The sequence below is a fragment of the Exiguobacterium acetylicum genome (assembly GCF_022170825.1).
Classification (GTDB): Bacteria; Bacillota; Bacilli; order Exiguobacteriales; family Exiguobacteriaceae; genus Exiguobacterium_A; species Exiguobacterium_A acetylicum_B.
Genome location: NZ_CP081878.1, coordinates 2,537,454 through 2,550,028, shown reverse-complemented (window position 1 = coordinate 2,550,028; position 12,575 = coordinate 2,537,454). Strand labels below are relative to the sequence as shown.

Genomic DNA, 12,575 nt, shown 5'->3' with positions numbered 1-12,575 from the left:
GGATGAAGCTGAAAAACTTGTTACTCGCGTTAGGGTTAGGGACGACACTTGCGCTCGCAGCATGTGGCGGTAGTGACGATTCAAGCTCTAGCGATTCGTCAAGCACAAAGGAAGAGTCGACGATGAACGATGATTCGTCGAAGACAGAGACGGCAGTCGACGCGGAAAAAATCTTCGCGAACAACTGTGCATCGTGTCACGGGAACAACCTTGAAGGGAACGTCGGACCGAACCTGACGAAGGTCGGCTCGAAATATTCTTCAGAGGAAATCCAAGAAATCATCAAGAACGGGAAAGGGCAAATGCCTGCTGGACTCCTAAAAGAAGATGAAGAAATCGTCGCTGTTGCCGACTGGCTCGCTGACAAAAAATAATTATGGGATATGATGGGGTACGAGATGACACACACGACATGTGTTCGTCATTCGTGCCTCTTTTTTGTGGTATAATCGCCTGAAATGACATTTGATTGTAATGTGCGTTCAATTTTGTCCCTGTTATAATGGTGGTCGGTAGGTTTTTAGACCTATCCATTCAGCATCAGTAAATAAGTAAGGATGTGAAGTACGTGATCAAGATGCAACGAATCAGTAAGATTTATCCGAACGGCGTCACGGCACTCCGTGAGGTCGATTTGACGATCAATCAAGGCGAATTCGTCTATATCGTCGGTCCGTCGGGTGCGGGTAAATCAACATTCATGAAAATGATGTACCGCGAAGAGAAACCAACGAGCGGTTCATTTTTGTTTAAAGGAATCGAAGTCGGGAAGCTCAAAAACCGTCAAATCCCCGAACTTCGTCGCCAAATCGGCGTCATCTTCCAAGATTTTAAATTACTCCCGTCACTGACGGTTTATGAAAATGTCGCCTTTGCACTAGAAGTCGTAGGGGAAGACAAAGCACAAATCCGGAAGAAAGTACTCGAAGTACTCGATCTCGTCAAGCTCAAGCATAAAGAGCGCAACTATCCGGACGAATTATCTGGGGGCGAACAACAACGGATCTCGATCGCGAGAGCCATCGTCAACCGTCCGTCACTCGTCATCGCCGATGAACCGACTGGAAACCTGGACCCGGATACAGCATGGGAGATCATGGAAGTATTCGAAGAGATCTATCGCCGTGGGACAACGGTCGTAATGGCGACACACAACCGGGACATCGTTAACAAGATGCGTCATCGTGTCTTAGCGATCGATGGAGGAAAAATCGTCCGAGACGAAGAGAAAGGAATGTACGGCTATGAAGTTTAATGGATTCCGTCATTTACGGGAAGGGGCAAAAGGTCTCGTCCGGAACGGCTGGATGACATTCGCTTCTGTCAGTGCCGTTACCGTCACGTTACTTCTCGTAGGAATATTCGCGATGCTCATGTTCAACGTCAACAAGATTTCCGATAACGTCGAAAAAGACGTCGAAATCCAAGTGTTCGTCGAACGAGAAGCAGACCAGTCGAAGATTGATTCAGTAGGTGATTCCCTCAAGCAGATGCCGGGTGTCAACTCTGTTCGTTATAGTTCGAAAGAAGAAGAACTGGACCGCTTCAAGGAGCAACTTGGCGAAGGATCACAAGCCTATCAGTCGGTTGAAAAGGATAATCCTCTTCACGACCGATATATCGTCAAAGCTACCTCACCAAAAGAGACAGAAACACTTGCAAATTCCATCAAAAAAATGGAAAATGTAGATAGTGTCGAATATGGTAAGGACTATGTTAAAAAGATGTTTAACTTCCTTGAAGGAGTTCGGATCGGTGGAATCATCCTGATCGTCGGATTGACGTTCATGGCGATGTTCCTCATTTCGAACACAATCAAAGTCACGATCTTCTCTCGTCGCCGGGAAATCGAGATCATGCGCCTCGTCGGAGCGAAAAACGGATTCATCCGTGCACCGTTCTTCGTCGAAGGATTATTGATGGGCATATTAGGTGCCATCATCCCGATCGTCGTCGTCTACTTCGGTTACGAAGTCTCCTACAACGCGATCCAACCCCAACTAACTACTGTGAATGCGGGAATCTTCTCGCTGATTCCACCAGGTGAACTGTCGGCACAAGTCGTCTTGATCCTGCTCGGACTCGGTGCATTCATCGGTGTATGGGGATCAACGACATCACTCGGTCGTTTCTTGAAGATTTAAATCAGTCACTCAAAAATAAAATAGAGGAGAGATGCTTCTCATGAAAGTCCGATTCTATTCTGCCGTCCTGAGCTTAGCTTTGATTGGAACTAGTGTGTCCGTTGATGCCGCGTCGAAAGAAGATTTGCTGAAGGAACAACAGGAGGTCGAAAGCCGTCTAAAAGAGACGGAACGATCACAGAATCAGACATCAGAGAAGTTAATCTTGACGAAACAGGAGCGCAAGGAAGCCCGTGCGCAACTGGATGAAGTCAACAGCCGTTTGGATGATTTAGCGCTTAAAATAGCCGATCAACAAGCGGCTGTTGCTGCATCTAAAGAACAATTGCGTCTGACGGAAGAAGCGATTTCCGAGACGCTAAAGGAACTGCACCAGCAAGAGGATTTGCTCGGAAGCCGATTGCGTGCCGTCCAGCAAAAAGGAGATGTCAAATACATCGAGGTCTTGCTCGACGCGAAGGACTTCGGTGATCTGATTTCGCGTTTCAGTACGGTCAGTGAGATCATCAAACAAGATGATAATGTCTTACAAGCTTATAAGGCGAACGTCAAACAACTGAACGAACAACGTTCTGAACAGGCATTGTTGCTCGAAAGCCTGAAACAGGAACAACGAAAGTTGCTCGTGCTTCAGACGCGCATCATTGCCGAGTCTGAGCTGAAGCGAAAGCTCGTCGTCCAGTTGAACACGAAGGTCAAGGAACTGCAACAAGAGCAGTTCTCGAAAGCCGAGGAAGCAGAAATCCTGGCTGATCAGCGCCGCCTGATTCAAAACGAATTGATTGCTCTGCAGGAAGCAGAACGTAAAGCAAAAGAAGAGGCGAAACGCAAAGCGGAAGAAGCGGCACGGGCTGCAGAAGCCAAACGTCAAGCAGAAGCCGCTGCAGCTGCACGCGCGGCAGAAGCGAAAGCGAACCAAGAAGAGTCAACGAAAGTAGAGACACCGGAAACGGAGACGTCGGTTCCTGAAGTCGAGGCGCCTACTGCAACACCGGATACGAGCGCTGATGTTGATGTCAGCCGACCGTTCCACTTACCGGTCAAAGGCTATGTCTCGTCACCATTTGGACCACGGAACAATCCATTGACAGGGAAACCGGAGCTTCATACAGGCATCGATCTCGTCAATGCAAAAGGAACACCGATCCATGCGGCGGCAGGTGGTATCGTTCTGCGTGCAGGTAGTGCGACCGGTTACGGAAATGTCGTCATGGTGACGCATTTGATCGATAGACAAGTCTATACGACCGTTTATGCGCATCTTGACTCAATCAGTGTGTCTGCGGGTCAAACGGTTATGCCAGGTCAGACGGTCGGTACGCTTGGCTCAACCGGTTGGTCGACAGGACCGCATCTGCATTTCGAATTGCATAAGGGAGAGTGGGCGGTCGGACAACCGAATGCAGTCGATCCGGCACCGTACATCTTTTGACATCCCATAGAATACCGAAAAGATAGGGTAACCTATCTTTTTTTGCTATACTGAAAAAAATACTGCGTTTTTTAATGGAAGTGGGGAATCAAGCGTGAAAAAATCTACAACAGCAGTCATCGCGGTCAGTACCTTCGGGCTTGGTTTAGGGGCAGGTGCTGTCGGGATGTTAGCGGCTGGCGGAACGGATTCCGTCTCGACATCATCGTCGTCTGCGAATGCGACGGGTGATTGGAAAAAAGTCGATCAGGTGCGTCAAATGATCGAACAGAACTATCTAGAGGACGTGACGGATAAAGAATTATTAGACGGTGCGTTATCCGGTATGGCGGAAGTGCTCGACGACCCGTATTCGGTCTATATGGATGAGTCGGAGACGGCATCGTTCAATACGAATCTGTCGTCTTCGTTTGAAGGGATCGGCGCAACGCTTGAACAAAAAGGTGAGTCGATCGTTATTGTCTCGCCAATCAAAGGGTCACCCGCTGAAAAAGCCGGTATCAAGCCAGGCGACGTCATCTTAGAAATCGATGGTAAGTCGACGAAAGGGCAAAAAACGGATCAGGCGGTCAAAAAAATTCGTGGTGAAAAAGGAACGAACGTCGTTCTGACGATTCAGCGCAGTGGTCAAGACGCGATGGACATCACGATCAAACGGGATACGATTCCGATTGAGACGGTCTATACGTCGACGGAAGACGTTAACGGGAAGAAGATCGGTGTCTTGCAAGTGACACAGTTCTCAGAACCGACGGCAGAAGAGTTTGAGAAGGGTCTTGCGAAGCTCGAGAGTCAGAACATCGATGGACTTGTCATCGACGTCCGGGGGAACCCAGGTGGTCTCCTGACGGCTGTCTCAGACATGATTGCGCCGTTCATTCCGAAGGACGTTCCAATTTATCAAGTCGAGAACAATAAAGGGGAGCGTCAGCAGGAATTCGGGAAGGCAGACGAGAAGAAACCTTATAACATCGTCGTTCTCGAAGACGGCGGATCAGCGTCCGCGTCCGAGATTTTGGCAGCCGGTCTGAAAGAAGGAGCAGGAGCTGAAGTCGTCGGAACGAAATCGTTCGGTAAAGGAATCGTTCAAAGTGCCTACGACCTGAAGGACGGTAGCGATTTGAAGTTAACGACGAACAAATGGCTGACACCGGACGGCAACTGGATTCACAAAAAAGGAGTCAAGCCGACGATTGAAGTCAAACAACCGGCTTACTTCAACGTGACGAAGATTTTGACTGATCAAAAGTCACTCGCAGTCGGCGATTACGGTAAATCGGTCGAAAACGCTCATCTGGTTCTCGAAGCAATCGGTTACGAGCCAAAAGGACAGGAAGGGTATTTTGGTGACACGATGAAACAAGCTGTCGAAGCCTTGCAAAAGGATGCGAAGCTTGAGGTCACTGGAAAAATCGATCAGCAGACGGCGGGTGAGATGGAGACACGTCTCCTGAAGAAACTCGAGGACGACAAAAATGATGTCCAGCGAAAAAAAGCACTCGAGGTCGCTGCTCAATAATAAGGAATGGAAAGAGGTCTGAATGCGCTTGGAATTACTCGATGATATTGGTTGGACCGCGATTAGTCTCATCGCCAGTCCGACCTTGTGGTTAGCACTCCTTGTCAGTTGGGTCATCGGCATCCGGCGTGTCAAACGGGAACGCGGTCTGTTCCGCTCCCGAACACACGGAAAACGAAGCGATGTTCTCGAAACACTTTTACCGGGTTTACTCGTTGGTCTCGTCTTGTCCGTCGTCAGCGGATGGCTTGGATTAACGGTGACTCCGCAATATGCTCTGTTGTTACTAGGACTCTCAAGCGTGTTGTTGTTGATTGGCATCGTTCGCTTGAACGTACCGCTTTGGCCAATCGTCTTGCTTGGACTTGCTGGCTGGTTCGTAATGGATGCACGTCTTGATCCGGTTCGAGCCGTTGAGCCGAAAATGATTTTATTACTTGCGACGTTAACGCTTGTTGCTGAAGGTCTCCTCGTCTGGTGGCGAGGGCAAAGACGCCTGTCACCGTCACTCGTCGTCTCGAAGCGCGGTCGGTTCATCGGTGGCTTGTCAGCGAATAAGCTTTGGCTCTTGCCGTTGCTCGTCTTCGTTCCGGGCGACGTGCTTGAAACATGGTGGCCACGCTACAGCTTCCCGGAACTCGTTCCGGTCATTCTGTGGTTACCGATTGGCTTTAGCTTCCTCTTTACCGGTAAGTTGCCGAAAGAGTTGATACGTCCACTCGTCCAAGGCCGTTTGATCACGAGTCTCGTTGCGATTCTATTGACGGTGCTTGCGTACGTCACGGGGCAAGCTGAATGGCTGTACGGCATCCTCTTATTGCTCGTCCTGCACATTCTGTTGCATCAACGGGTCAAGCGCTTGAACCGGGCGCAGACACCGTTGTTCCTCAACGGAACGCGTGGAGCGGTCATTCTCGGAACACTTCCTGATAAACCGGCTGCCGAGATGGGCTTGATTCCGGGTGAAGCCATCTATAAAGTCAACGGTGAGAAGGTCGACTCGGAAGCGTCGTTCTACGAAGCGATTCAAAAACACAAGCCGTATTTGCGTCTTGAAGTCATGAACCACAACGGAGACATCCGTTTTGCGCAACGTGCCTTCTATGAACAAGATCATCATGAGCTCGGTATCCTGTTCGTGAACGAGCCAGTTCATAGTCGTACGAAGGTTCGATCCCTGCATTAAAGCGTACATCCCTGTCACGGAACATCCGTGATGGGGATTTTTTGTGTAGGTGAAAAAATCGATCCTCAACACTCGGAGCAAAAAGAAACTTTTGCATTTTCGAAAAAAAGGGTAACTTCCTAAAAGGAGCACTTCATAATCGAATGTTTGTTCGTAAAGTGGTACAATAAAAATAGATTTTTTACGTGATGAGGGGGAAGCAAACGATGGATTTTGAACTCGTTTCACCATTTGAGCCAGGCGGTGATCAGCCGACGGCAATCGAAAAATTGGTGACTGGGCTAAAACAAGGCGAACGACATCAGACGTTGCTTGGGGCGACCGGTACAGGGAAAACGTTCACAGTGTCGAACGTCATCAAGGAAATCAAGAAACCGACGCTCGTCCTTGCCCACAACAAAACACTAGCGGGACAACTCTACTCGGAGTTCAAGGAATTTTTCCCGAACAACGCGGTCGAGTACTTCGTTAGTTTTTATGATTATTACCAACCGGAGGCGTATGTTCCGTCGACCGATACGTTCATCGAGAAGGACTCTTCGATTAATGATGAAATCGATAAGTTGCGTCACTCGGCAACGTCCGCCTTGTTCGAACGGGAGGACGTCTTGATCGTTGCCTCTGTCTCGTGTATCTACGGTCTCGGTAACCCGGAAGAATACAATAACCATGTCTTGTCACTTCGTGTCGGCAATGAGATGGGGCGTAACGAGATGCTTCGTCGCTTGATTGACATTCAATATGAGCGAAACGATATCGACTTCCAGCGTGGACGGTTCCGCGTCCGAGGAGACGTCGTTGAGATCTTCCCGGCGTCACGCGACGAACAGTGTGTCCGGGTCGAGTTCTTCGGTGACGAGATTGAGCGGATTCGCGATATGGATCCGTTGACAGGTGAGATTGTCGCGGATCGTGAGCACATCTCGATCTTCCCGGCGTCCCACTTCGTGACGGGGGATACCCGTCTGCAGAAGGCGATCGCGAACATCGAGAAGGAACTTGAAGTTCAGCTTGCGAAGTTACGTGAAGACAATCAGTTACTTGAGGCACAACGACTCGAACAACGGACGAACTATGACCTTGAGATGATGCGTGAGATGGGCTATTGCTCAGGGATTGAGAACTACTCACGTCACCTGAACTTGATGCCGGAAGGGGCAACACCGTACACATTGCTCGATTACTTCCCGAAAGACTTCTTACTCGTTGCTGACGAGTCACACGTGACGTTGCCGCAAATTCGCGGGATGTACAATGGCGACCAGGCGCGGAAACAAGTTCTCGTTGATCACGGTTTCCGTTTACCGTCAGCAAAAGACAACCGTCCGCTACGGTTTGAAGAGTTCGAAGAAAAGGTCAGTCAGGCGATTTATATCTCGGCGACACCTGGACCGTATGAACTCGAACATTCAAAAGAGATGGTTGAGCAAATCATTCGTCCGACGGGTCTTGTCGATCCGACAATCGAGATTCATCCGATTACCGGACAAATCGATTACTTGATGGATAACATTCGCGATCGCGTGGCGAAAAATGAGCGTGTCCTCGTCACGACGTTGACGAAGAAGATGTCGGAAGACTTGACCGATTACTTGAAAGAGAATGGCGTCAAGGTCAACTACATGCACTCGGAGATCAAGACACTTGAACGGATTGAAATCATTCGTGACTTACGGCTCGGGAAGTACGATGTCCTTGTCGGGATCAACTTACTCCGAGAAGGACTTGATATTCCGGAAGTTTCGCTCGTAACGATTCTCGATGCCGATAAGGAAGGTTTCCTCCGCTCGGACCGTTCGCTCATCCAGACGATTGGTCGGGCAGCACGGAACTCGGAAGGACACGTCATCTTATTTGCCGATAAAATCACCGATTCGATGCAACGAGCAATCGATGAGACGGAACGGCGTCGCGCGATTCAGATGGCATTCAACGAAGAACATGGCATCACGCCGCAGACAATCAAAAAAGATGTCCGTGGTGTCATCAGTACGACGATCGAGAGCGACGATACCGTCGAAAAACTCGAGAAGTTCAACAAACTCAAAAAACCGGAGCGCGAAACGTTACTCGAACAGCTCGACCAAGAGATGCGTCAAGCGGCGAAGGACATGCAGTTCGAACGAGCTGCCGAGCTCCGCGATCTCATATTAGAATTGAAAGCAGGTGCCTAAGTTGGGAGAAAAGAAGAATCAGATTATCATCAAAGGCGCTCGCGTCAATAATCTACAAAACATCGATGTCGAAATTCCCCGTGACCAGCTCGTCGTCTTGACGGGTTTGTCCGGGTCAGGGAAATCGTCGCTTGCGTTTGACACGATTTACGCTGAAGGACAACGCCGTTACGTCGAAAGTTTATCTGCTTATGCCCGTCAGTTCCTTGGACAGATGGATAAACCGGATGTCGACACGATTGAAGGACTAAGTCCAGCGATCTCGATCGACCAGAAAACGACGAGTAAAAACCCACGATCAACGGTCGGAACCGTCACGGAGATCTATGACTATCTGCGTCTGTTGTACGCACGGATCGGGAAACCGATCTGTCCGAATCATGGAATCGAGATTTCGAGTCAGACGATCAGTCAGATGGTTGACCAAGTAATGGAGCAACCAGAACGGACGCGTCTGCAAATCCTCGCGCCGATCGTCTCCGGACGAAAAGGAACGCACGTTAAAGTCCTCGACGATCTCAAGAAAGAGGGCTTCGTCCGTGTGCGCATCAACGGAGAGACACTTGATCTCGCGGAAGAGATCACGCTTGAGAAAAATAAAAAACATTCGATTGAAGTCGTCGTCGACCGTGTTGTTGTTCGACCAGACGTCGAAGCCCGTCTCGCCGATTCACTTGAAACAGCGCTTCGCCTTGCTGACGGTCGTGCCATCGTCGATACGATGGATGGAAACGAACTCTTGTTCAGTGAACACCATGCTTGTCCGATTTGCGGCTTCTCGATTGGTGAACTCGAGCCACGGATGTTCTCGTTCAACTCACCGTTTGGTGCTTGTACGTCATGTGATGGACTGGGGACGAAGCTTGAAGTCGACGTCGATCTCGTCGTGCCACATCCCGATAAGTCATTGAACGAAGGGGCAATCGTTGCCTGGGAACCAACAAGTTCGCAGTATTATCCTCAATTGCTCAAAGCGGTTTGTGACCACTTCAAGATTGATATGGATACACCGTTCGAGCAGTTGTCAGAAGAACACCGCGAAACGATCTTAAACGGAAACACAAAAGAAGAGATTCACTTCCGGTATGAGAACGACTTCGGGATGGTTCGAAATACAAATCTTTACTTTGAAGGGGTCCTCAATAACTTACAACGTCGCTTCAAAGAAACGTCATCTGATTATATCCGTGAACAGATGGAAGGCTACATGGCGAAGAAGGCGTGTCCGACATGTAAAGGACACCGCTTGAAACGGGAATCACTCGCTGTCAAAGTATCCGATCACCATATCGGTGAAGTGACGAAGATGTCCGTCAAACAAGCGGTCATGTTCTTTGACGAACTACCAGAGAAATTGAGTGAGAAGGATCAGACGATTTCGCGGATGATCGTCCGGGAGATTCATGAACGGGCGTCGTTCCTCGAAAACGTTGGTCTCGATTACCTGACGATCTCGCGTGCAGCGGGAACTTTATCCGGTGGGGAAGCACAACGGATTCGTCTTGCGACCCAAATCGGTTCGCGTCTGACGGGCGTCCTCTACGTCCTCGATGAACCATCGATTGGTTTGCACCAGCGCGATAATGATCGCTTGATCAATACATTAAAAGCGATGCGTGACCTCGGGAACACGTTGATCGTCGTCGAGCACGATGAAGATACGATGATGGCATCGGACTACTTGATTGATATCGGACCAGGTGCCGGGGATCATGGTGGTTTTGTCACGGCAGCTGGTAAACCAGAAGAATTGATGAAGGATGCGAACTCGCTGACTGGTCAATATTTGTCCGGGAAGAAGTTCATCCCTGTCCCATCGACACGCAAAGAGCCAGACGGTCGGATGCTCCACATCCACAAAGCGTCGGAAAACAACCTGAAGAATGTTGATGTCGACATTCCGCTTGGTTTGTTCGTTGCTGTGACGGGTGTGTCGGGATCCGGGAAATCGACATTGATCAATGAGATTCTCTATAAGACGATTGCCCACGAGATGAACCGGGCGAAGGAAAAACCAGGTGCCCATAAAGGCATCACTGGTCTTGACCAAATCGACAAGGTCATCGACATCGATCAGTCGCCGATTGGTCGAACACCGCGTTCGAACCCAGCGACCTATACTGGCGTCTTCGATGATATCCGTGACGTCTTTGCTTCAACGAATGAAGCAAAACTCCGTGGATACAAAAAAGGACGCTTCAGTTTCAACATCAAAGGTGGACGCTGTGAAGCGTGTCGTGGAGACGGAATCATCAAGATCGAGATGCACTTCTTACCGGACGTCTATGTACCGTGTGAAGTCTGTCATGGGAAACGTTATAACCGCGAAACACTAGAAGTAAAATATAAAGGCAAAACGATTGCCGATGTCCTTGAGATGACGGTCGAAGATGCACTCGCGTTCTTCGAAAACATTCCGAAGATCACCCGGAAACTGCAGACGATTGCTGACGTCGGTCTGACGTACATGCGTCTCGGTCAACCTGCGACGGAACTGTCCGGTGGGGAAGCACAGCGCGTCAAACTGGCGTCTGAGTTGCATAAGCGTTCGACCGGTAAAACGATCTATATTCTCGATGAGCCGACGACAGGACTGCACGTTCACGATATCGCGCGTCTCCTGAAAGTCTTGCAACGTCTCGTCGACAATGGTGATACGGTACTTGTCATCGAACACAACTTAGATGTCATCAAGACAGCGGATTACTTGATTGATCTTGGACCAGAAGGGGGCGACGGTGGCGGAACAATCGTAGCTGCCGGTACACCGGAACAGATCGCTGAAGTCAAAGCATCATATACGGGACATTATCTCGCTCCAGTCCTTGAACGGGATGCGGCACGAATTGAATCGTGAAACTTTTGTGGATGAGGATTCGTAGGGAGGAACTAAGGGAACTTAAACGAAAGTATTATGTAACACACGTTTGAGGTTCAAGAATAGGAGGGAACGGTTCATGAAGCAAGATATGCGTCAATTAATATTGGAGCAAGTCAAAGAAGGGAAGTTAACGATTGATGAGGCACTTGATAAACTCGAGCGACTCGAAGCGATCGACGAACGTGCTACTTCTGCAAGTGAACATAAGTACGTCGATGAACCAGAACAGTATGATCGGGTCGACCAGTATTCCGTCGATTCGCTGACGACGAAAGTCATGTCAGCCTTCGATAATCTCGTCAGCCGGATCAAGGACAGTGATCTTTCACTCAATCAGGCGTCAGGTCCGAACGTTACCTACGTCAAACAATTCCCATTCAGCGGAGAGACGGTTCATGTCGATTTGTTCAATGCGAACTTGGTTGTTGAACCGAGTGATCTTGAGGAATGTGAGTTGACGGTGACGGGGCGTCCGCTTCGTCGCCAACAGGTGACGGAAGAGCAAGCGCTTGAGCAACTTCAGGCAGCCGTCCAACATGCGGTTTCAGCAAATACGCTCTCCATCCGTCTAAAGGATAAGAGTGTCCGTGCGACGGTCCACCTGAAAGTGCCACGTCGCCATTACGAATCATTCGTTTTACAGACGTTGAACGGTGAGATTTCGTTATCGTCACTCGATACGACGTCCGCTCAACTGATGACAGCGAACGGTCGAGTCAACGTTCGTGACCTCTTCAGTGAAGATGTCAAAGTATCAACAGCAAACGGCTCGATCGAAATCGAAGAGTCAGAGTTGAAGGTCTTGAAGGCGAAAACAGCAAACGGTCAGATCATCACGACGGGTGTCTTCGAACGCTCGGAACTGAAAACAGCGAACGGAAATGTGCGTTGCGAACTGAAGACAGCGCAAAACGCGAAAGTCAAAGCGTCGTCGCTTGCTGGAAGCATCGCCTTGATGTTGCCGCATGGCGCTGAAGTCTATGGTGAGCTCGAGACGAACTTCGGTGGTCTCAACTGTAACCTCGACGACATGGAATTAATCCGGGATCAAAAAGAGATCGTTAACCGGAAGCTCCATTTCGTATCAGGTCGCGGTCGTTCACCAAAAATTGAAGTCGAAGCCGATACGAAGACAGGTACGATTTCTGTTACGCACGGTGTTCACCTCAGTCCACAAGCTTTATAAGCATACTAGCGCAACTTCTTGAAAAAGAGGTTGCGCTTTTTTTATGGCATCGT

9 protein-coding genes are annotated in these 12,575 nt (G+C 49.4%); all 9 read left to right on the top strand.

Annotation, left to right across the window (positions count from 1 at the left end; genetic code table 11):
* The first annotated feature begins 2 nt into the window (after positions 1–2).
* Positions 3–374 (top strand): cytochrome c551, encoded by a 372-nt coding sequence (gene cccB, locus K6T22_RS13385; RefSeq protein ID WP_201247400.1) that lies wholly within the window; start codon positions 3–5, stop codon positions 372–374.
* Between the two features lie 194 nt (positions 375–568).
* Positions 569–1,255: a cell division ATP-binding protein FtsE gene (gene ftsE / locus K6T22_RS13380; RefSeq protein WP_035410018.1), complete on the top strand. Its 687-nt coding sequence runs from the start codon at positions 569–571 to the stop codon at positions 1,253–1,255.
* Entirely contained in the window at positions 1,245–2,144 is a 900-nt protein-coding gene (gene ftsX, locus K6T22_RS13375) for a permease-like cell division protein FtsX (protein WP_238237744.1), read from the top strand. Before ftsE ends, ftsX begins: the two co-directional genes overlap by 11 nt.
* A gap of 40 nt (positions 2,145–2,184) precedes the next feature.
* Entirely contained in the window at positions 2,185–3,576 is a 1,392-nt protein-coding gene (locus tag K6T22_RS13370; protein WP_238237742.1) for a M23 family metallopeptidase, read from the top strand.
* 94 nt (positions 3,577–3,670) lie between these two features.
* Positions 3,671–5,095, top strand: a complete 1,425-nt coding sequence (locus K6T22_RS13365) for a S41 family peptidase (RefSeq protein WP_238237741.1) — start codon at positions 3,671–3,673, stop codon at positions 5,093–5,095.
* Between the two features lie 22 nt (positions 5,096–5,117).
* Positions 5,118–6,281, top strand: a complete 1,164-nt coding sequence (locus K6T22_RS13360) for a PDZ domain-containing protein (protein ID WP_238237739.1) — start codon at positions 5,118–5,120, stop codon at positions 6,279–6,281.
* A 206-nt stretch (positions 6,282–6,487) separates the two neighbouring features.
* Complete coding sequence (uvrB, locus tag K6T22_RS13355) at positions 6,488–8,455, top strand: excinuclease ABC subunit UvrB (protein WP_238237738.1); 1,968 nt, start codon at positions 6,488–6,490, stop codon at positions 8,453–8,455.
* A gap of 1 nt (position 8,456) precedes the next feature.
* Positions 8,457–11,312, top strand: a complete 2,856-nt coding sequence (gene uvrA, locus K6T22_RS13350) for an excinuclease ABC subunit UvrA (RefSeq protein WP_238240121.1) — start codon at positions 8,457–8,459, stop codon at positions 11,310–11,312.
* A gap of 100 nt (positions 11,313–11,412) precedes the next feature.
* Positions 11,413–12,522, top strand: a complete 1,110-nt coding sequence (locus K6T22_RS13345; protein ID WP_056062976.1) for a DUF4097 family beta strand repeat-containing protein — start codon at positions 11,413–11,415, stop codon at positions 12,520–12,522.
* The last annotated feature ends 53 nt before the right edge of the window (positions 12,523–12,575 follow it).